Origin of the sequence: Microbacterium sp. NPDC028030 (assembly GCF_040637855.1) — a bacterium.
GTDB lineage: Bacteria > Actinomycetota > Actinomycetes > Actinomycetales > Microbacteriaceae > Microbacterium.
Map to the genome: position 1 here is coordinate 1,239,229 of NZ_JBEZXF010000001.1, position 20,602 is coordinate 1,259,830.

A 20,602-nucleotide genomic window follows, 5' to 3' on the forward strand; every position below is an offset into this window, starting at 1 on the left:
GCGAGGGGATCAGACGCTCATGTCGACGGGCGGCTCCATCACGATGCCCTGGGCCTCGAACGCCCGGCGGCGCTCCTCGATCCGGCGGTGCATCTCGACCTGTGCCGCGTCGACGAACGGCGCGTCGAGGTCGATCGTCGGCGGGTGCGGATCGCCGTGGTTCTCGGCGATGTACGCGTCGAGCTCCGGTCCGCTGGTCCACGATGTGATGAGTGCGTAGCGCGGTGCTGTGCCGCGGTGCCAGACCGCGTGCCAGAAGCGCTGCGTGTCGACGACGATGCGCGAGCCCGCGTGCAGCGACAGTCGGATCTCGGTCGCCGGGTCGAAGCGGTCGGAACGCAGGATCAACATCGACTCGTCATCGTCGGAGAGGTTGAAGAACCCGCGGACCACCCAGCCGGTGCCCTCTTCGTTGAGGCGGTTGTTGTCGTCCTGGTGCAGGTTGTAGATCGCGTCGGCGTACTCGTTGGGCTGCAGCTCGATCACCCGGCAGCGTCCGACGCCGGCTCCGGGTTCCTGTGCCAGGCGTTGGAGCGAGGGGGCGATGGCGACCTGGGAGTCGACCCACACGCCGTCCTTGTCTGTGCGCGGTGGCGTGTGATTCCAGAAGCCGTTGCATTCGACGTCGCCCGCATAGCTGGTGAGCGGGGCGAAGCGCGTGATACCGGACGAACGCCAGCCGACGTATTCGAGGTCGCGCCATTCGGCGGGGTCGACCGGAGTGGAGTGATCGTCGAGGACCACGTATCCGGTCTCGGTCAGAGCCTCCGACGTGATGAATCCCACGCTGCGCATCCTTCCCGTCATCGCTGCCCCCACAGGCGGCGGGTTCTTAGGCAATCCTAACTCGTGGCGGAGGGTCGTGTCGGAGCAGAGGCCGGGGAAAACGTCACGGTCCGCGCCGATATTCTGGAGGTATGACTCAGCCGCAGGGCGCCCTCCTCGTGGGCAGCGTGAACTACGACGACGCCGAGACCACGATCCGCACGGCCGCGGAGATGCTGGGTGACCGGCTCCGTCGCATCCCCGACGGTGAGGTGGGCAAGCGGTTCCACTGGATCATGTTCCAGCCCGACGTGATCGGCCGGGCGGAGGGCATCGAACGCATCGGCGAGGAGCCCATCCCGTTCCCGGCGGGCATCGACGCGCGCGGCCTGCGCATCGCCGAGGGAGTGGATGCCGCCAGCATCGTGCTGCCCTCGCTCGGTTATGCATCCGCAGCGATCGAGTCGTACGCCGTGTTCACGCGCCTTCGTGCCGAGGGTGCGGTTCCCGCCGACGTGCGGTTCCAGGTGTCGCTGCCGACTCCGCTCGCCGTGATCTCCTCCTTCTTCCACGGCGACGACCGTGCCGCGATCGAGCCCGTCTACACCGCGGCGATCCTGCGCGAGCTCGACGAGATCCTCGCTGCCATCCCGCATGACGACCTCGCTGTGCAGTGGGACGTCGCCAGCGAGATGGGCATCATCGAACGCGCGGCCGGCTACGGCGCCGTCATGGAGGCGTGGTGGCCGGGGGATCCGTTCGACGGTCTCGTGTCGCGCCTGGCCGCGCTGGTCGACGCCGTTCCGGGCGACGTCGAGGTCGGAGTGCACCTCTGCTACGGCGACGCGGGGGAGAAGCACTTCTTCGAGCCGACGGACGCCGCGAACCTCGTGCGGTACGCGAACGCGGTCATGGCCGCATCCGGCCGACCGCTCACCTGGCTGCACCTGCCGGTGCCGATCGAGCGCGACGATGCGGGGTACTTCGCCCCGCTCGCCGACCTCGCCCCGGTCGACGAGCTGTACCTGGGACTCGTGCACCGAGAAGACGGCGCCGAGGGAGCACAGCGCCGCATCGCCGCCGCAGCGCCGTTCACGACCACGTTCGGCGTCGCGACCGAGTGCGGCATCGGACGAGCGCCCGCCGGCTCGACCGAGAGCATCCTCCGCACCCACGCCGAGGTCGCCACCGCCTGGTGACCGTTCGATTCGCGCGCTCGCCGCTCGTCGCGTAAGCTATTCCGCGGTGACGTGTCCGAGCGGCCGAAGGTGCAACTCTCGAAAAGTTGTGTAGGGTAACCCCCTACCGTGGGTTCAAATCCCACCGTCACCGCCACCGCGAAGGCCCCGACTCCCCTTGGAAACACTGGGATGCGGGGCCTTTGCCACTCCCACGGCGAATCGTGCAGTAACGCAGCGGTAACGTTCCAGGATTGGCGATTCCTCAGGTGTAAAGCCCTTACTGGCGGGTCATCGCTCGCACTCGCGCGCCCAGCGATACGAACGTCCCCGCGGGACGTGACGGAGTGGCTACACTTCCAGATGAGACGAATGCCGACCGGAGGGAGCCTGTCGATGGCGCGAGCAGACTTACTTCTGGACCTCGTGGCGGCGGAGCGATCCGGCGATAAGGATCGTTTTCGCACTCTCGTTGAAGCTGTCATCGCTGAGGAGCGCGCCAATCAGCATCATTTGCTAGCCGACCGGCTGTCCGAGATCATTACCACGACAGGCCAAGGACGCCAGAGGGATGAACGAGCGGCGGCAGTTCGCGACCTCGTGGAGGAGATCGTGCCTCAGCGGCGGCTCAACGAGATCGAGCTGGCGCCGGTCCCGGGCCGCGTGATCGCTGAACTTGTCGAGGAGCAATCGCGCGCGGAGCTACTGCGCAGCTACGGCATCGAGCCGAGAAACCGCGTGCTGCTTTCGGGCCCGCCTGGCAATGGAAAAACCAGCGTTGCCGAAGCCATCGCTTCCGAGCTGATGTTGCCGTTCTACGTCGTTCGGTACGAGGGTGTGGTCTCTAGCTTCCTCGGGGAGACAGCAGCAAGATTGGACAGTGCGTTCGAGTTCGCTCGAACCCGTCGGTGTGTGCTGTTCTTCGATGAGCTCGACACTATCGCGAAGGAACGGGCCGATGAGCACGAGACCGGAGAGATCAAGAGGGTAGTGTCGACGCTGCTGCTTCAGATCGATCGCCTCCCTGCGCACGTCGTCCTCGTCGGAGCGACGAATCACAGCGAGTTGCTCGATCGAGCCGCGTGGCGCAGATTCCAAGTGAGGGCGGAGCTGGAAGCGCCAAGTCGGACGCAATCGACTCGGTACCTAGAACGGTTGGCCGCGCGTTTCGGTGGAGATCTGGGTTTCGCTCCCAGGACTCTTGCCGACAAGTTGGCAGGCGCAAGCTTTGCAGAACTCGAAGAGTTTGCTCTCGACGTGCGTCGCCGAGCCGTGCTGCAACTCCCGGATCCGGACATTCGCCAGATTGTCAAAGAGCGTCTCGACCATTGGCGCAGTCAGGCATCTGAGTGACCGGAGAGCCGCGGCCGCTCCTCGGCATGGGGGTCCCGGAGATCGGGAGCCGGGCGCCGCAACCCGCTTCTGTGCCTCCTGCTGTGCGCGGACCCGGGCATCGTAGACAAGGTGAGAGGCTAACCACTCAGTTCCAAGAATTGGTCGATGCGTTCGATAGCCGACGCGCTCAACTCACGATCGATCCGTCTGAAGAGGTCGACCCCGAACTTGTTCTTGTGTTCGACCTGGCTGGGACCATCGAGGACTTTCGGAACGCCATCGATAAGGTCGAGGGTTTGGAGTTCCTCGCGGAAGTACTGGGAGAGGACGACGATCCCGATGATGACTTCTACCTTTTCAGTCAGTCTGAGGGACGACTCGAGGATCAGGTCAAGCGGTCGCTGAGCCTCGCCTTCTCGAACTCTGAAGCCGCAGGTCAGCTCGTGCGACTCTTCGACGCTTGGCGAGCTGACCCCGACATGGAGTTCGCACGAGGCCTCGCTCGCTTCCGAAGTGCCTTCGAGCAGCTACGCTCGATCCGGCCATGGGGTCCCTCGGACCGCGTTCGCGAGACAGGGCTCCTAAACCAGTGGCGCGAACGTTTGGACGTCGCCGGGCAATTCATCAGCACAGTTCGGGTGGAAGTAGAGCTCTGGTATCGGAAGGAAGCAGCAGCGCGTCTAAAGGCAGAGGAACACGTCGTTGATATCGTCACCTCCTCGGGGGGTGAGGTCGTGCGTGTCGCGCAGATCGCGGGCATCGCCTACCACGCGCTCTTGGTCGAGATGCCCGTGCAGCAGGTAGTGTCTGTGCTGGAGCGTGGTGCGAGCGCCATCGACCTTCTCACCGCTGACGCTGTCATGTTCGTCAGTCCGAGCGCTCCAATGACTGTCGCCCCAGCGACGATCGAACCGGTGAGCGCGGAGCGCCTCCCCGAGGCTGGAGAATCGACGGGCTTGCCGCGGATCGCGCTCTTCGATGGTTTGCCGTTCGCCAATCACCAAACACTGTCTGGACGACTCGTCATCGACGACCCAGACGAGTTTTCTCGCGACTATTCGGTCGCGTCTCGGCATCACGGAACAGCGATGGCCTCGCTCATCCTTCACGGAGACCTGTCCGCGCGGAGCGACCCCCTTCAGCGGAAGCTCTACGTTCGGCCCCTCCTACGGCCGCATGAGTTCATTGCTGGGCACGAGCAGGTACCAGATAGTGAACTGCTGCCTGATCTGCTTCACCGCGCGATCTTGCGGATGGTGGAAGGTGACGGCGGCCGCGCCCCCACCGCCCCGAGTGTTCGAATCGTCAACCTGTCCATAGGAGTCGAATCCAGGGCACTGGTTCGGCGGATGAGCCCGTTGGGGCGACTCTTGGATTGGCTCGCCGTCGATTACAACCTGCTTTTCATCGTGAGCGCGGGGAACCATTCCTCGCCAATCCGAATTCCCGCCGCTGCCGCCGAGGATGAGGAGACTGCGCGCGAGGAGGCACATCGTGTCGCCCGCGCGCTTACACGGCTACGCGGCTTGCTTCCACCTGGCGACGCGCTAAATGCGCTCACTGTCGGTGCAATTCATTCCGACGAAAGTGGCGAGCTCGCGATTCCAGATGGCGTCTGGGACCTCACGCTTCCTGGGATGCCGGCTCATTACGGCGCTGTGGGGCCAGGGGTCGGTCGCTCGATCAAGCCCGACATCTATCACTCAGGTGGCCGCGTTCTGTACAGCCGACCAGTCGCGAGCGATGCGGAGGGTCTCGTCGAACTTGTCGCTCGTCACTCTCCAGCGTCGCCGCCCGGCACGCAGGTTGCGGCTCCGTCTCGTCAAGGCGGAAACAACAGCGTCGCCTACACATACGGGACGAGCAACGCGACTGCTCTGGTCTCGCGCGAAGCTAGCGCCGTGTTCGATGTGCTCGAGGCCGGAGCGGATCCAGGCGATCCCGAGTTTCCGGACGCTCTTTACCATCCCGTGCTTGCGAAGGCGCTGCTTGTGCATGCGAGTTCGTGGGGCGAGAGAGCGATTCATCTCAAGCGAGTTCTCGGCATGGACCCGCAGCGAGCCCGTCGAGAGCTCACCGCGATTCTCGGCTACGGGGCGATCGATCGCTCACGTCTCGGTGCCGGGGCGACTAATCGTGCAGTTCTGGTCGCGGGTGGGTCGATTGAACGCGACCAGCGCCACTCATACTCGATCCCGCTGCCAAGCTCACTCCGAGCCCGACCGGAGTGGCACCGGATTACATTGACGCTCGCATACATGGCGCCGACGGTGGGACAGCTGTCACGTTACAGAGGGACAAAAGTATTCTTCGACACCCCAGATGAACGACTCACCGCAGGAAAGAGGATTGAGGCTGAGCACCATGCAGTTCGTCGGGGAAGTTGCCAGCACGAGATCATCGAGGGGGAGCGGGCGATGGCCTTCGTGGCAGGAGGGGCTTTGCCTATCAATGTGGATTGCATGCGTGATGGGCAGACGCTTCGACGCGGAAACAGCGTTCGATACGGGATCGTGGTCTCCATCGAGACACGAGTAGAGACATCGACGACCATCCATGATGAGATCCGGGCCACTCTCAGGCAGCGTGTCGCATCGCAGCTCCGTGAGCGAGTCTGACGCCATCGCTTCTCGGTGAGACATCCTTCGCCCCTAACTTCTTGTGGGGGTTACGTCACTGGGGGTCAGTGCTCGGTGGTGATTCATGAGCCTCTCTGTCGCAGGACGGGGTCCGCGAAGCTTCCCGCTGCGGTGACGACGTCGATCGAGGGATCCAAGCGCTGCACCGGAGAGTTGCGATAAGTGGTCTTATCGTCAGCAAAGGGCCAGACAGAGAAACGAGAACGGCCTGCTCGGTCGAAGTTGACTACTCGTCAACGTCATCGAAGATGCTGCGCGTACTTTCTCCAGACTGCAGATCCTTCATCTCGTCGCGGCGGTGATCCTCGTCATCGTCCCATGGCGCATATTGCGACATCAAGTTCACCTCAGCCGTGACGACTTCGAGTCTCGACTCGTAGGAGTTCACGCGAGCGACGATCTCTTCGTCGTCGGCGAAGATCTCTCGCAATTCATCGACCGTGCTCCAGTAGTCCTCCAAGTAACTATCGGGGTTCGACTCGACGTCGTATGAATCACTGAGTCCCTGTAGAAGGTCGTCAGGATATTGCAGCGCGCCTTCTACCTCCTCCCGGATCTCCGTGACTTCGGCTTCCGTCAGCCATTCAGTTGTCGTCCAGGCCGACGATCGAAGGTCGCGTGCCGCGTCAACGAGTTGGCTCAGCGCCACCGCCCGAGCCTCTTCAGGAAGCGATTGCTCCTTCTGGAGAAGCCCGAACAGGCGTCGTGCTGAGCGGCTATGGACGACGGTTTTGGCCCATTCGGACACATACTCCGCGCCGGTAGCCACAAATAGCGCTCGCGCGTCGGGGCTTGCTCGGCGCGCGAGCAACTCTAGGAGGTCAGACTTGGCACGCCATCCGTCGAACCCCTTAGCACCGCTGAGGTGGCGCAATGCTGCCTGAATAACGGAAGGCCCCTCGACCTCTCCGACGATGAGGTGGCGTCCCCGCTCCTTGTGCGGGATTGCGTCCGGATGACGTAGATCAATCTGCCCCACGAGGTCTGGAAACGGAGTGGCCCTGACGATACTCGCGACTGTGGCTACGCCCGACTGAAGGAAGCGGTTCGCTGCCTCACGGATCGTCGGGTGAGCAAAGGTGTATGTCGCGCCCACGGGGAACTTCTCCGACTTGACGAATGTGCCGTCGAGAGACTCAAGCGCAGGCGGTACCGATTCAAGGGTGGATCCGAGGTCAACTACCAGGGCGCGCGCGCGAGCCGAGTCCTGGATAGGTAAATGCAGTTCACTTCCGGCTGCGAAAAGGAGGGCGATCGCTGCCTTGTCTCTGGCGTTCAGCTGCCCAATAACCTCGTCCAGGTACGCCGTGGGATCGTTAAAGAAGGATGTGACGGCAAACCGATCGCTCGGGTCTAGAAGCTGCGTGAAGCGTGCGTTCCCGAGCCGATATGCGAGGCCCGGTGTGAAGCTCCTCAAGCTACTGACGTGAGCGAGGTGAGGCTTGATGCGCGAACGGAAATCAAGTGATTGACTCCCAAGTTTCATGTGGTTGTAGAGAATCATCTGGCGCTCCGCAGCTGTTAAGTCGCTGACGACCACCTCGATTCTCGCGTTGTCCCAGAACCGAACGTTCGACTCCTTGAGGCGTTGTACCGCTTCCCGGTAGATGTAGTCACGAGAGGTGAACACAAACCGATTTCCTTGGGCACGCGCCGCGAGCAGCGCGGCCATGTTGCGGCTCCACGCGTCCAGTAAGGATGGCTCGGCCGAGAGCTCGCCGAAGACATCGTCGACCCAGTACATGCGATTCGGGTTGCCAGGGTTCCACGCCTCGAGGAACTCCGAAGCCGACGTCGCCTTGATCACATCCATGCCGCCGGCATCGACCGCGCCTAGGGCAAGCATCTGTGCGATCACGCTCTTCCCGACCGTGGGTCCCCCGAGCAGAACGACGGCACGGTGCCGATCGAGGGCGTCCAGTGCGGCGCGGTAAGGCGCTGTTGAAACGAAGGTCGCCGTACTCGAGCCGAGCGCGTGCAGTATCGCGCTAGCTTGTTGCCTGCGACGGTCATCCAGAATCTCTGAGAGGTCACCTAGGCCGTAGACTCTGGGCACCTTTCGGCGCAGTTCCGGACTGTTGGATAGCTTGTCCTCGATCCAAGTCCGCGCCCAGACGCGGACATCCGTCACGCCGAGCGCTCTGATGGCCTTGACAATCGCGGCGTTCGACTCGCCCGTAACTCGGCAATTGGTCATCAGGACGTAGTTGTCGCAGAGGCCCCGGCGGTGAAGGTCGGCAATCTTGGGCAACTCGCTGGCCAGATTGCTCAGGGAGATCGTCTTGTCAGCCGAGGAGTGCTTCGCCTGAATCACGAAAGCTCCCGCTAGATCCTGCTCAGCGAGCTCGTCGCGCCAGACGCCGCGAAACGCACCGTCTCTGCCTTCATCGTTGCCGTCTTCGAAGGGCTCGACGGTCTGTCCGAACGTCGACGAGAGAATTGCCATGCAAAGGTCCTGAAATGCTCGCCAACCGAGCCGGGTCAACTGCCAGCCTTCGTCCACTGTTCCTCCGTGTTTCGCAAGCTCCTCGAATGGCGATTGTCGCAGACGTCGCGTCGGTCTTAGCCACACGAGGCGGCTGCACGAGAAGTGCACTGTGCCGTACCCCGCGTTCCTCGACGACGCCGTCGAGCGTGGCTGTCGAGTCGACGCTGCGGACGACTGCGTCTGCCTAGCCGAGTTGGGCGGCGATCCCCCCCTGGGTAAGGCTCGCACGCCATCAGCTTCCAGGCACAGCCGTTGCCAATGAGTCGGGCGTAGACGCAGTCGTGCCGCTCGGATTGCTGCGTCGGACGTCTTCGACGCTTGCAGCACCCTCAGGCGTCCTGCAGCGTCGAGTGCGAACGCCGACATGTTCTGGGCGACCTTGTCGGCACGACGGATGCCAAGATCCGCACTCCATCCGGGTGTCGGGCCGGAGGCCTGACCAAGCGGTATCCGAAGACAGGAGCGCAGCGATATGTCCGACGGATAAACTGCTTGCCGTTCTTCTTGTAGTCTGGGACCACCCTCGCGGAGCGGGGAGACAGAGGCCCAGACTGCATGAAGAACCGAGTGAAGTGGACGGACTGATGACGAGGATCGACGAGGCGAGCGAAGCGACGCCGCGTCGTCCGAGGAAGAAGGCCGTCAACTTCGCGAAGCGCCGCACACTGAGGTTCAGCGACGACGAGGAACGAGCCGTCGAGGACGTGCGGCGAGCTTTGGCCAAGTCCTCCGGACGCGACCTCGAAGAGGTCACCTTCTCCGAAGCTCTGCGCCTCCTCATCACCGACCGCGAGGGAGCCGCGGAAGTCGAAGCCAGAGCACTCGCGATCGAGCGCAGCGGACCGAACGCGACCGACTGGGGACTGGCTGACATCTCCGATCGGCTCGGCTACGAGCTCGGCCCGATCCGCAATCACATCGCGCGCATCGGCGGCAACATCAACCAGATCGCGAAGCGGCTGAACATGGGCGACTCGGTCAACTCCGCTGAGCTGTCAGCAGCGCTAAGAACAGTTGCTGAACTGCGTGACGTTCCCGACAGTATTGAGAAGCGCATCGCATCTCTCGTCGACCACGGTCTGCCTCCGCGCGGAGCGGTGTAGCCGTGCCTGTTGTGGTTGCAAGCTCCACGCGTTCCGCCGATGCGCTGATCAGCTACGCCCTCGAGGACAAGCCCGACCAGAAGGGCGAGCGTTACGTCATGGCCTCCGGTACCGGCGGGATGCTGGTGTCGGTTGCGAAGAAGCAGATGCGCGACGTCCGCAAGAAGTGGGGCAAAGACAGGGCGGGCGCGTTCGTGCAGGCCTACCACGTCATTCAGTCGTTCGCGAAGGATGAGCTGGATCCGGAAGATCCAGACGCCTGGATGACCGCTCAGAAGCTCGGCGTGGCACTCGCTGAGGACCGGTTTCCTGACCGCCAAGTGCTCGTCGTGACCCAGCGCGATGGGCGCACAGGTTGTGTCCACAATCACCTCGTCGCGAACTCGATCGAGACGAAGACCGGTCGCAGCCTCAACAGCGGCATCGTTACCCATGCACGCCTTGTCGAGGCACACGAGCGGGTGCTGGAGGAGCAGGGATTCGAGCAACGCGCTGACCTGAAGCAGGCCTTCAGCGACGCGACAGAGCGGTTCGAACGTGGAGAGCCGAGTGGACTACGTCGTGCTGGATCGTCGGCGAACCGCGAGCTGCGCGAGTTCCAGCGACACATCATCTGGGAAACCGAATGCGACATCGCAGACGAGCTCGGCGTCCGGCGCACGAGACAGCCGTTCAGCCTCACCGTCCTGAAGGCGAGCATCGAATCCACGCTCGGAGACCCACAGGTCATCAACTGGGATAGCTTCGTCGCGGTGGGCAGATCACGCGGCGTGCAGATCGAGCAACGCGGCAAGAAGGGTCGCGGTATCTCGTACGGCATGTTGCGCGAGGAACCGGACGGAACATGGGCTGAACTCGCAGCGAGCGATCGGCGGCGTTGCACAACACTCGGTCTCGCTTACGACATGGATGCCGTCGACGAGGCGTTCGCTCGCAACCGGGTGATGCAGGCACAGCCGGTTGCGAGCCTGTCAGTTCACCGCCGGCTGACCGCGCAAGAACACATGCAGGTAGCCCTCGCCGAAGCCGCAACGCAGGCTGATGAGCTCGCGGCGAGCATGCTCGCTGAAGCGCTCAACCCTGTTGTGGCGACCAAATCCGTACGCGCTGGAGTTGAAGGTCACGAGGCTTCACCGAACGCGACTGCTCCTGAAGCAGCCGCGCCCACGCAACACGGAGAAATCTCGCAGCGAAAAACGCCAGCCGAGGTTCTCAATGCAGATGTCGTTGACGTCAAGTTGGATCAGGCCGACGCGGCAAATCTCCAGCCAAAGCATCCGTCACATCCGACCACACCGAAGCAGATTTTGCAGACGGCGCCCAAACGACGCCGTCCGGGACTCAGATTCCCTGAACTCGACGATTCGGAGCCGACGGCGGAACGTGGTCAGCGGGATCGCGGCTTCGGCGAATAGCCGGCTGTCGCGATACCGCCCGAGGTCGCTTGAGCCGAATCAACCTGCAACGTGCCCCATGGGTATCGGCGAAAGCAGCGTTACGCGCTTCTACGGTTACTGGTCGCGAATAGTGAGCCGGCGAGGCACCATGTGCCGGGAGAAGCTGCCATACGTTCAGCCGCTCCAGGATTCGTCTACGAGCGCCTGAGCCGCGATCGACACCTCTGTGAGCCGGCTCTCTGCAATCGCCGCGACAACCGTGTCGTCCTGAAGCCATGGGTTCGAGGCCACAAACCACTCCCGAGCAACCCCATCACCTTCCGCAGCGGCTACTCGCCGCCACACTCTATGCGCACAGGCGAGGCGCTCGCGCAGGCCGGCAGTTGGGAAAGGAGCCACGCCGTCAGTCCATCGCTGCACGAGGCGAAGGTCCGTCTCCCCCGCCAGCGCCGCGACGAGCGTTGGCCCAAGTCCGTCGATCAGGTCTCGGACGAGGATGCCGACGGCATCAGCTTCACCGCCCCCGTGCCCCTCACTGACCCAGTCCTCCAGACGGCGAAGATCAGCTTCGCTCAGGCCCACCATCGGGTCTGGTCGCAAGAGCAACTGATTGTGCGTTCGCCCGGGGCGCCACCGTCCAACCGGGGTGCGCGTCGAAAGGGTCAGCTCATCGTCCGCCCACGCGAAGCGTGCGGGCCGAAGCTGATCGGTGAGCACGTCCGCAGCTCGCAGCTTCCACCAATGTTGTGACTCTGGAACGAACGTCGCCCATGCATCGAAGCGGGAGTCGATGCGTGATCCGCCATCAATGGCCTGAACGGCGGGATGGCTGGCACGGTGCGGCATCAGCCCGTCGAGTCCCAGTACCTGCTCCAGTTCGTCGAGCAGCCAACGCTCTTCCAGCCAGGTGGTGAGCCAGGCGCCCTCGACGCCGGGGCGTAGCAACAGCATGCGTAGTCGATCGATGACGGCAGGCTGCCACCGAATCGGCCACCGCACCACGTACACCGTCATGAAGGAGGGCCCAAGCTCTCGCTCGAACGCGTTGAGGACGCCATCAACGTCCAAAGCAATTACCGTCAGGTCAGAGACCCCGGCGTCCGAGAAACCTTTGATGCGCAGTTAATACCAGCACAGTGGCCTCGAATCTATTAATCTCCTGCGAGCATGAAACGAGCACAAACGTGCTTTTCATTGATAAATCATTATGTTTGCACACAGCTCCCCACGCGAATTTTCCCGCAGTTCACAATTCGTCTCCACCGTGCAATTACGGTATATCGGGTGGGAAGCCAAAACGACGATCGCACGACTGATACGAACCCTTCGGAGAGCTCCGTCCGCGCGCTCGTCGATGCGATCAGCCGGCTGACCGACGATCCGGAATGGTTGATCGCTGCACTGACCGACATGTTGAGAGCTATGCGAGCGCCCGTCCCACCAACGAAAGCCGAAGTCGAGTATCTGCTCAGCTCGGGTGCGTTCACCCCGACGCAGGTCTCACGAATCAGCGACAGAGTTGTGCGAGGGTCTTTGACTATCGAAGGCGCCGAGAGCTTCCTCTCCGCGCTTCATGCCACCTGGCCCGTTGAGCAAGTAGCCAGCTATCTGGACAAGCCCGCGGACCACGTCTTGAGAGCTGTCGACGAGCGCGAACTCTATGCCGTGACGATCGCACAGCGGTTGCGGTTCCCGGTCTTTCAGTTCAACATCGGCCATCCCGAACCGCTCATTCCTCATCTTCGCGAGCTCGTCGAGGCCGTCGGCACGCAGCGGAACTGGATCAGCACTGCCGCGTTCATGGCAACACGCCAAGCGAGCCTGGTCGCCGTTGCAATGCAGACACCGCGTGACTGGTTGCTCGACGGCGGCAGCTTCGACGACATCCAGCAGATCCTCGACTCCGCACGCTATCGCTGACCATCCCCGCAACAGAGAAGGGCTTCTTGAATGTCCGCGAACACATGGCGGGAAGAATGGCCCGCACACCGGGTACGACTCATCGATATCACCGCCCGACACTTCGTCGATGGGCAAGCTCGCGCCAGTCGCGGTGAGCTACCGAGTTGGAGCGAACTCACCCCGAAGGCCCAGAGCAATTTCCGTGACAACGTGGCCGCAGTGTTCGTTGCCCAAGCTCAAGCGTTCGCCGAGATTGAAACAGCGATCGGGCACGACGACGAGTCGCGTGCCGATGAATGACGCAACGGCGCGCGAGGCGGGCCCTGCCACCGCGGAGGTGGGAGCGTGACGCACCCGGGACGGCCGAGCAAAGGACCTCGTGATGCCATCGTGATCCGTCCAAGCCCTGAACTCGGCGCTCTGCTCCGACGCGAAGGACGTCGAAACCATATGACAGCCGGCGAGCACGTGGTCACCCTTCTCGCTCAGCAGTTTGAAATGCCGAACTACGCTCCGGAGCCTTCGCTCCGGAATCCCAAGGGGTATTCCACACGCCCTCATGTCACTCGCGGCCGAGACTCGATAATGGTGCGGCCACCCATCGAGTTCGGCCGCCTCATCAAGGAGCGCGCACGAGACTCTGGACTGCACTACGGCACGTACGTCGTCGCCTTGCTTGAGGAAGTTCTTTGCCTTCAGGACGAAGCGTGAGCGCTGAACGATCGACGAAACCGCGATATCGAGGGATGGCGACGGTGGAGAGCACCGGAACCTTCGACCTCCCAGAAGAGCGAGTGTGGGTCGTCGGGGACCTGCACGGCAACGCAGGCTGGATTCAAACGCTCCTTCCCGCGATGCACCGATTCGACCCGACGATGCGCACGATCCTCCAAGTCGGTGACTATGGCTTCGATCACGGTGGTCGGAGCGCTGCCGCCGTCGACTTCTGGGCGACGAACGCCGGGATCGAGCGCGTGCTGGTGACGCTCGGCAACCATGAGACGTGGGACAAAATCACTCCGGCGCAGGAAGCCTCCCCAGGTCAGGCGATCCGTGTGAGCGACGTCGCCTGGCTCCTTCCCCGACCGTTCACGTTCACGATCCGCGGTCGCGTGCTGCTCTCCCTAGGCGGGGCTTCCAGCGTCGACAAGAGCTTTCGAACCGCGGGCAAGGACTGGTTCGAAGACGAACTCATCACGGACGCAATGGAGCACGCGGCCATCGCGGCTGGGCGCGCGGACGTTCTACTGACACATGAGTCGCCAGTGCGAACTACGCCCTCAGTGCAGTCAGTCCTGACCACCAATCCATTCGGATACTCACTTGAGGCGCTAGGAATATCTGCGTCACAACGAGAGCGGGTCCAGCGTGTAAGCGACGCCACCCAACCCGCAGTGCACCTGCATGGCCACATGCACGTCTATGGTGACGTGCCCCTCGCCGACGGCCGGAGGGTGATTAGCCTCGATCGAGATACGTTCGCAGGAAACGCCGGCACCCTGGACCTCTCGACACTCGAGTTCACGCCACTTCCACACGCCTTCATCAGACAGCGCTGATGCAAGCGGTCGCTGCTCGAGGGTCAACGTCAGCAGGCGTCTCCCGATCCTCGAACACTTGGTCGAGCATTGCCGAACGCTCACTGAAGTGAAGCTGGACTTCGTAGCCGAGTGCCGCTGCGACGTCGATCGCTGCGCCCAGCGACGACGTGACTTTGCCCGCTTCGAGATCATGAACCCACCGTCTGCTTTTACGCACCGACTGCGCCGGATGTCCTAGCTCCGCACTCGGCCTCAGGTGCGGACTCGAGAGTCACGGCGTTCCCCATACCCAGCAGCGGTAGCCGGTTCCACGAATGCTGAACTCGATGCCGGCCGCGAGACTGTTCGTTCGCACGATCACGGCGTCGGTCCGGGCGTGCTGCGATCCGAACCGCACCTACGCTTTCACCTTCGGTCGGTGCCCGTCGGGATATATCGTCAACGGGAGCCGATCGAGCTCGCTCTCCTCGGGCGTCAACGACTGCAACGGTCCGTGCTTGATGACGAATGCTTCCAGAATCCGCTCTTCGGTCATCTGGTCGTAGCGATGCGCGTATCGCTTGTTCGTGCCCACTGCCGGCTCCGTTCCTCCGGCCAAGATGAGAGTAGGGGAGGCGACTGACATCATCCGCTGCGGCCCTTCGCATACGCTCTGTAAGGCGCCTAGTGGACCCACCTCACCGATCGGCCACCTGTGTTGCGAATTCGGTCAGGCCGTCGGTACTGGGAGCAGGAGACCGGCCCGCCCCGATGTTGGTAGCCTTCCGCTATGTGTCATCCGAAGGCGAGGCCGCGCGGTACGTGCCCGGCATTGGGCAATCCAGAGCGTCTTGGACGATTCATCGGAAGGATGGGCTCGTGCGAGACGGTTGACAGCCACCACGAATGGCTCCCCCGATGAGCGCGGTCATCGGGTTCGGCGGCTTTTTTCTGTCCCTTTGGCTCAGCTACCAGGTGTTCCCGTTCCACTCGTCTGAACCAGGATCGGTTCCCGCAGGTCGTTTCCTGATCATTGGCGTCGGAACGACGATCGCCATCGTCATTGCTAATCGCCTAAACAATCGATCCACCGTGGACGAGATCCCGAATAACCACGAAACGGTAGCGCTAGGCTCACCATCAATCGCTCAACTACCCAACTCGCACCTGCTGCCGGACGACTGGTCGCGTGCCTTCGAAGTGGCGGGATTCTCGACAAAGCTGATCGATAGCGTATTGACGCGCGTGTATACCGGCGGACGCGCAACCCTCCCAGATCGCCGACAGGTGTTCCGCGCCTTTGAGCTAACTCCGCTGCGCGATGTCAAGGTTGTAATCGTCGGCCAGGACCCCTACTACACGGTAGACCAAGCTGACGGGCTTGCTTTTTCTGTCGGTCCGGGCATGACACCACCGCACTCGCTGCGTCGAGTGTTCGACAGTCTCGAAAAAGACAGCCGAGTGCACTTTTCTCGCCCAGCGCACGGGGGTGACCTCACGGCGTGGGCGCGCCGTGGAGTGCTGCTCCTCAACACGTCTTTGACGGTCAAGGAGAATTCGCCTGGATCAGACTCCGACCCATGGCGCGAGTTCACGCGAACTGCTCTAGAAATTGTCGGGGCGAAGACCGACCCTGTCGTTTTCATGTTGTGGGGCGACCCTGCCAATGATTTAGCGGACCGGGTCCATCTTCCTGCTCATCACCTGATCCTGCGGTCTACGCATCCGCGGCAGGAGGTCGCATCGCGATTTCCGCGTTTTGCGGATGCGCGTCACTTCTCCGAAGCGAACGACTTCCTCAGATCGGCTGGACGCCCCGCGGTCGACTGGGCTTTGTAGCTCCTAGCTGCACCCGGCCATCCCTTGTGAGCGTCCCAGGGAGACGCAGATGCGCATCGCGTGCTCGTACTCCCCCGTGGCGGATTTGGCGCCAGAGGGTGTGTAAAGGGGCTTCGGGCCGATAGTCCGGACAATGTGCGAATATCGGCGGTTAGATCAACGCCCCTTGAAGTGAGATGGGGCTGAGTCTGAGTTTAAAGCGTTGAGTGCACGATTACGAGTGGATCTCGCGTTTCGCCTCGTAAACGGCGGTTCTGCGCTGCGTTTGAGCCCTTGCGCTGTCGGCCCGGGCGGGGGTCGGGGTCAAGTCCCTGAGCGGGGACTGTCACGAGAGGTGGATTCGGACTGGCCAAACCGAAAGGAAGGGCCATGAGCCAGGCCATCGAGATCATCGATCCTGTGACAGGAGAGATCATCGATGAACAGCAGATCGCCGAGCAAGTCGTGCGCCACCTGGTCAGGTTCAGGCGGGTGTGTCCTACCTTGCGAGCAGTCCGGAAATCGTGGTTGCGGTCGTGTCGGTGACGAAGCCGATGAAATCGAATTGGCCTGTTGCGATTCCGGGGTCGACGGCGTAGGCGGCGATGAGCGCCTCGGTGGGTCGACTGTGAGGCCGGGCCTCGCTCTCGCGGAGGGTAGCGCGCTCGTAGCCGTGCTCAGCGAACACCTCTACAGCGGCTTGCAGGATCGCGTCACGCGTGACGGTCGCACCCACTGCGCCTCCGTCCGGCATCTACTCCAGATGCCCTTGAGATGGCTGATCACTCCTCATAGAGGGTGGAGAGCCTCTCGCGAGTATGCTGCAGATGCTCGCGGAATAGGCGAGCGAGGTTGGCGGCGTCCTGTTCAGAGATCGCCGCGATGATCTCCCGGTGGGCGCTGTCGGACCGTGATCGCCCGTCGAGCTGCACGGCGTTCTGAAACGAGTACGGCTGGACTGCCGAGAGCACGCTGTGCAGGATGTCCTCGGTGTATCGCCGGTTCGCCAGCGAGTACACCAGCTGGTGATACTCGAAATTCAGCCGCATCCAGTCCGCGGTCGTCTCAGCGGCTTCCATCCGGGCTACGAGGGCATGCAGCGCTGCCACCGCCCGTTTGGTGGCGCCCTCGATGATGAACGGAGCGATCTGGAGCTCGAGCGCGAGGCGGATGTCATACAGCTCGTTGAGCTCGTCGAGGGATAGCACCCGGACGGTGGCGCCGTTCCCAGGGGTGATTGTCACGAGCCCATTGGCTGCCAAGATCCGCAGCGCCTCACGCACCGGATTGCGGCTCACTTTGAATCGCTTCGCGAGGTCTTCCTGAATCAGGGCGGATCCTGGCGGGAACTCCTGTTCACGGATTGACTGGCTCAGCGAGGCCGCGATCTGATCCGGCGTCATGGATACCCCTTTCGGTTATTGACACACACTAACCCCGCCCGTATTGTACTCACTGTCCGCATTGCGTACAGTGAGTGCGATGAGGTCGGAGAACACGGGCCTGTACGCGATGAAGAAGGTCAGCCGAACCGGCTGCCTCGATCGATGACGATGAGGAGATGATCGGATGCAGGGAATGACCCGCAAGGAAGTGCGACGTCGGCTGCAGGCACGTGTGGACGCGCGCGAGGTCCTCGTCCTGGGCGGGGCGGGCATCGGCCTCATCGCGAAGGCCGCCGACCGCGCGGGCATCGATGTGCTGATGGCGTACAACACCGGACCGTTCCGCATGGACGGACACGGGTCGCTCTCCGGCTATCTCGCCTACGGCGATTCGAACGGCATGACTATCGATCTGGCTGCCAAGGTCCTGCCGGTCGTGGAGGACACCCCGGTGGTGGGCGGCATCGGCGCTGCCGATCCTTACCGTCCGTTCCCGGTGCTGATCGATGCTTATCTCGAGCTCGGTTACTCAGGAATCACCAACGTGCCGACGGCAGGGCTCTACGACGGCCGTTTCCGCGAACATATCGACTCGACCGAGCTCGGGTACCCGAAGGAGGTCGAGCTGATCGCCGAGTGCAACCGCCGCGAAGTTTTCACGGTGGCGTACGCGTTCACCCCAGACGAGGCTGCGGCCATGGCAGCGGCGGGAGCCGACGTGATCGGGGCGCACGTGGGCCTCACAGTGGGCGGGTTGATCGGCGCACCGACCTCAGTCGATCTGGATGAGGGCTGCCGTCATATCGAGGCGATGACTCGCGCGGCGCGGAAGGAGAATCCCGACGTCTGGGTCGTCGCGCACGGCGGTCCGTTCGATGTTCCCGAGAACGTCCAAGTCGTGCTCGACCGCGTCGACGTCGACGGGTTCCTCGGCGCCTCGAGCATTGAGAGACTCCCTGTCGAGCAGGCGGTGCGCTCCACCATCGCCCAGTTCCGCGGACTCCGTCTCGGAAAGCACCGCGAGCAAGGAGAAGAAGCATGACGAACCCCCAAAACCCCGTGATCAAGCCGACAGACCGCGAGACGGAGGTCGTTCCGTGGGGCACCAACAAGCTGCTGATCTCGGAGCAGACGCATCCGGACAGCCAGCTGACCGTCATCGAGACCGTCGTGCTGCCTGGTCATTCGCACTCCTGGCATGTTCATGAGCGCTCCGACGAGGTGCTGTACGTGATCTCCGGCGACGGCTACGCCACGGTCGGCGAGGGAAACCGTGTCCCGGTCACCCGTGGCGATTACATCCGCATCCCGCGCGGCACTTACCACGACACCCACAACAAGGGGTGGGCGCCGTTGCACATGCTGGTGTTCTACGGCCCCGGCCTTGAGATCGCACCCCGCGACGAGGACCTCGGCTTTCCGCGCGCATTCCTGCCTGCGGCCGCCCCAGTGCAGTGGGAGACCTCGTTCGAGCCAGGCGACCCGGAGTTCACCGTCACCCACACCGAGTGACGCCGAGTCCGCAGTCACCCGCCCCGAGTGACGTGCGGGCGTCTTCGCAGCCGAAGACACCAGGCGCCGTGTGGACGGCGCTACCCAGACCGCAGTGACCATTCATCGAAGAACGGATCCTCAGATGTCATCGCTCACCCCCTCATCCGCCGGCGCTATCGATCTCTCGCTCTCACGACGTTCGCTGTTCCGCGCGGCCGGATACGGCGCCCTGGCGCTGTCCTCTGGCTCGCTGCTCGCGGCGTGCGCACCTTCCGGATCATCGTCCGGAGGAGGTGACGGCAAGGCTCTCGACTTCTGGCAGTTCTATGCCCCGGCGCCGACAGGCACAGTGCAAGGCACGTCGACCACGACCCAGGCGGATTGGTTCACGAAGAACGTCAAGGCCTGGAACAAGAACAACGACACGCAGGTCAACCTCACCTACGTGCCCACCTCGAACTATCTCTCCGGTGACAAGCTGGCCACCCAGTTCGCGTCGGGCAAGGGGCCGGACATCTTCATCATCAGCTCAGCTCTCTTCCTGGAGTACTACAACGCGGGCGTCATGCTCGATCTGACCCCGTACCTCTCGAAGGAGGCCATCGCCGACTTCGAAGCCGGGGGCGTCATGGGCGCTCGGATGGACGACGGTAAGATCTACGGTCTGCCGCTGGAGTCCGAGCCGCTGCTGATGTTTTTCGGCCATGAGGCCTTCGAAAAAGCCGGGCTGTCGGAGGGGGACATCCCGGAGACCTGGGACCAACTGCTCGACGTGGCTGACAAGCTCACGGGGGCCGGGCGCTATGGGCAGCTGTGGGAGACCACACCCGGTGCACTGCAGAACTTCGAGTGGGCGCCGTTCATGTGGCAGGGCGGCAGTGACGCCGTGACCAACGGGAAGGCGAGCTTCGACTCTCCCGGGACGATCGCCGCGCTGAAGTTCTGGCAGGACTCTATCAACCGCAAGGTCTCGCCGCGCACGGTGAAGAACGGAAACTCGGGCGATATCCTCGGCAACCTCGGATCCGGATACTGCGGCATGCAGCAGATGGTCTCTTCGGTCATTTCCATCCTGAACACCAACGCGCCGGACTTCCGGTACGGGACCTTCAAGCTGCCGCGTCCGGTCGACGGGGAGTACTGGACCACCTCGGGCGGCTGGGCTGCTGTCGTCAACAAGAACGGCAAGAACCCGGAGGCGGCAGCCAAATTCGTCGCCTGGCTGCTGGCATCCACGGACAAGGAGGGCGTCGAGCGGATGGCCGACTGGGCGACCGTGGCCAAGAACGGAGACCTCGCCACCCGTGCTTCTGTGAACGAGTTCGCGCTCGCCCGCGGCTACTTCGACGACCCCAACTTGAAGAACGTCCTGGACAACGTCGTGGGCGACGGCACCCGCGTCCGTGCCGAGCAGCGTTGGCCGGGCCCAATCTTCAAAGCGGTCAGTGACGCTGTCCAGGGCACGATGCTCAACGGCGCCGATGCGGCTGAGGCTGCGGGCGTAGCCCAGCAGACCATCGAGAGCTATCTGAAGAGCTACCAGGGCGGCGAAATCGTCTGACCGCGGCGCCACCATCC

The 20,602-nt window shown here is 63.0% G+C and carries 17 protein-coding genes and 1 tRNA gene; 13 read left to right on the forward strand and 5 right to left on the reverse strand.

Features of this window, described 5'->3' with window-relative positions; translation table 11 throughout:
* Window positions 1-9: 9 nt before the first annotated feature.
* Window positions 10-786, reverse strand: a complete 777-nt coding sequence (locus tag AB0E56_RS06100; RefSeq protein ID WP_359797459.1) for a hypothetical protein — start codon at window positions 784-786, stop codon at window positions 10-12.
* 131 nt (window positions 787-917) lie between these two features.
* On the opposite strand from AB0E56_RS06100, the gene AB0E56_RS06105 reads away from it, so the two are divergent.
* From AB0E56_RS06105 to AB0E56_RS06120, 4 genes are all read left to right on the forward strand, one after another.
* Window positions 918-1,964, forward strand: coding sequence for a hypothetical protein (locus AB0E56_RS06105; RefSeq protein ID WP_359797461.1), 1,047 nt, complete (start codon window positions 918-920; stop codon window positions 1,962-1,964).
* Between the two features lie 45 nt (window positions 1,965-2,009).
* Window positions 2,010-2,100, forward strand: a tRNA-Ser gene (locus tag AB0E56_RS06110).
* 239 nt (window positions 2,101-2,339) lie between these two features.
* On the forward strand, window positions 2,340-3,296 hold the full coding sequence (locus tag AB0E56_RS06115) for an ATP-binding protein (protein WP_359797462.1): 957 nt from the start codon (window positions 2,340-2,342) through the stop codon (window positions 3,294-3,296).
* A gap of 140 nt (window positions 3,297-3,436) precedes the next feature.
* Window positions 3,437-5,896 (forward strand): S8 family peptidase, encoded by a 2,460-nt coding sequence (locus tag AB0E56_RS06120; RefSeq protein WP_359797464.1) that lies wholly within the window; start codon window positions 3,437-3,439, stop codon window positions 5,894-5,896.
* A 247-nt stretch (window positions 5,897-6,143) separates the two neighbouring features.
* Here the strand turns inward: AB0E56_RS06120 and AB0E56_RS06125 are convergent, their stop codons facing one another.
* A complete protein-coding gene (locus AB0E56_RS06125; RefSeq protein ID WP_359797465.1) occupies window positions 6,144-8,363 on the reverse strand; it encodes a hypothetical protein in 2,220 nt (739 codons plus the stop codon).
* A gap of 626 nt (window positions 8,364-8,989) precedes the next feature.
* Between AB0E56_RS06125 and mobC the strand changes: the two genes are divergently transcribed.
* Window positions 8,990-9,508 carry a plasmid mobilization relaxosome protein MobC gene (mobC, locus tag AB0E56_RS06130; RefSeq protein WP_359797467.1) on the forward strand — a complete coding sequence of 173 codons (519 nt, stop codon included), beginning with the start codon at window positions 8,990-8,992 and terminating at the stop codon, window positions 9,506-9,508.
* Between the two features lie 2 nt (window positions 9,509-9,510).
* Entirely contained in the window at window positions 9,511-10,923 is a 1,413-nt protein-coding gene (locus tag AB0E56_RS06135; RefSeq protein WP_359797468.1) for a relaxase/mobilization nuclease domain-containing protein, read from the forward strand.
* Window positions 10,924-11,079: 156 nt separating this feature from the next.
* Here AB0E56_RS06135 and AB0E56_RS06140 read toward each other — a convergent pair whose 3' ends face one another.
* A complete protein-coding gene (locus AB0E56_RS06140) occupies window positions 11,080-11,973 on the reverse strand; it encodes a hypothetical protein (protein ID WP_359797470.1) in 894 nt (297 codons plus the stop codon).
* 216 nt (window positions 11,974-12,189) lie between these two features.
* Between AB0E56_RS06140 and AB0E56_RS06145 the strand changes: the two genes are divergently transcribed.
* The 4 genes from AB0E56_RS06145 (at window position 12,190) to AB0E56_RS06160 (ending at window position 16,166) form a co-directional block, all read left to right on the forward strand.
* Window positions 12,190-12,825 (forward strand): hypothetical protein, encoded by a 636-nt coding sequence (locus AB0E56_RS06145; protein WP_359797471.1) that lies wholly within the window; start codon window positions 12,190-12,192, stop codon window positions 12,823-12,825.
* Window positions 12,826-12,855: 30 nt separating this feature from the next.
* On the forward strand, window positions 12,856-13,107 hold the full coding sequence (locus tag AB0E56_RS06150) for a hypothetical protein (protein WP_359797473.1): 252 nt from the start codon (window positions 12,856-12,858) through the stop codon (window positions 13,105-13,107).
* A gap of 407 nt (window positions 13,108-13,514) precedes the next feature.
* Window positions 13,515-14,366, forward strand: coding sequence for a metallophosphoesterase (locus AB0E56_RS06155; RefSeq protein WP_359797474.1), 852 nt, complete (start codon window positions 13,515-13,517; stop codon window positions 14,364-14,366).
* Between the two features lie 879 nt (window positions 14,367-15,245).
* A complete protein-coding gene (locus AB0E56_RS06160; protein WP_359797475.1) occupies window positions 15,246-16,166 on the forward strand; it encodes a uracil-DNA glycosylase in 921 nt (306 codons plus the stop codon).
* A 478-nt stretch (window positions 16,167-16,644) separates the two neighbouring features.
* On the opposite strand, the gene AB0E56_RS06165 is transcribed toward AB0E56_RS06160, so the two are convergent.
* Entirely contained in the window at window positions 16,645-16,881 is a 237-nt protein-coding gene (locus tag AB0E56_RS06165; protein WP_359797477.1) for a hypothetical protein, read from the reverse strand.
* 46 nt (window positions 16,882-16,927) lie between these two features.
* Entirely contained in the window at window positions 16,928-17,548 is a 621-nt protein-coding gene (locus AB0E56_RS06170; RefSeq protein WP_359797478.1) for a GntR family transcriptional regulator, read from the reverse strand.
* A gap of 175 nt (window positions 17,549-17,723) precedes the next feature.
* Here AB0E56_RS06170 and AB0E56_RS06175 point away from each other — a divergent pair, with 175 nt between their 5' ends.
* The 3 genes from AB0E56_RS06175 (at window position 17,724) to AB0E56_RS06185 (ending at window position 20,585) form a co-directional block, all read left to right on the forward strand.
* Window positions 17,724-18,572 (forward strand): phosphoenolpyruvate hydrolase family protein, encoded by an 849-nt coding sequence (locus AB0E56_RS06175; protein WP_359797480.1) that lies wholly within the window; start codon window positions 17,724-17,726, stop codon window positions 18,570-18,572.
* Window positions 18,569-19,042 (forward strand): cupin domain-containing protein, encoded by a 474-nt coding sequence (locus tag AB0E56_RS06180; RefSeq protein ID WP_359797482.1) that lies wholly within the window; start codon window positions 18,569-18,571, stop codon window positions 19,040-19,042. The genes AB0E56_RS06175 and AB0E56_RS06180 overlap by 4 nt, the downstream gene beginning before the upstream one ends.
* A 124-nt stretch (window positions 19,043-19,166) precedes the next feature.
* A complete protein-coding gene (locus AB0E56_RS06185) occupies window positions 19,167-20,585 on the forward strand; it encodes a sugar ABC transporter substrate-binding protein (protein ID WP_359797483.1) in 1,419 nt (472 codons plus the stop codon).
* Window positions 20,586-20,602 lie beyond the last annotated feature (17 nt).

Coding starts and splice junctions, on each gene's coding strand:
- AB0E56_RS06160 (WP_359797475.1), top strand. CDS start 15,246: ATGAGCGCGGTCATCGGGTTCGGCGGCTTTTTTCTGTCCCTTTGGCTC.
- AB0E56_RS06180 (WP_359797482.1), top strand. CDS start 18,569: ATGACGAACCCCCAAAACCCCGTGATCAAGCCGACAGACCGCGAGACG.
- AB0E56_RS06150 (WP_359797473.1), top strand. CDS start 12,856: ATGTCCGCGAACACATGGCGGGAAGAATGGCCCGCACACCGGGTACGA.
- AB0E56_RS06125 (WP_359797465.1), bottom strand. CDS start 8,363: ATGGCAATTCTCTCGTCGACGTTCGGACAGACCGTCGAGCCCTTCGAA.
- AB0E56_RS06105 (WP_359797461.1), top strand. CDS start 918: ATGACTCAGCCGCAGGGCGCCCTCCTCGTGGGCAGCGTGAACTACGAC.
- AB0E56_RS06185 (WP_359797483.1), top strand. CDS start 19,167: ATGTCATCGCTCACCCCCTCATCCGCCGGCGCTATCGATCTCTCGCTC.
- AB0E56_RS06170 (WP_359797478.1), bottom strand. CDS start 17,548: ATGACGCCGGATCAGATCGCGGCCTCGCTGAGCCAGTCAATCCGTGAA.
- AB0E56_RS06175 (WP_359797480.1), top strand. CDS start 17,724: ATGACCCGCAAGGAAGTGCGACGTCGGCTGCAGGCACGTGTGGACGCG.
- mobC (WP_359797467.1), top strand. CDS start 8,990: ATGACGAGGATCGACGAGGCGAGCGAAGCGACGCCGCGTCGTCCGAGG.
- AB0E56_RS06115 (WP_359797462.1), top strand. CDS start 2,340: ATGGCGCGAGCAGACTTACTTCTGGACCTCGTGGCGGCGGAGCGATCC.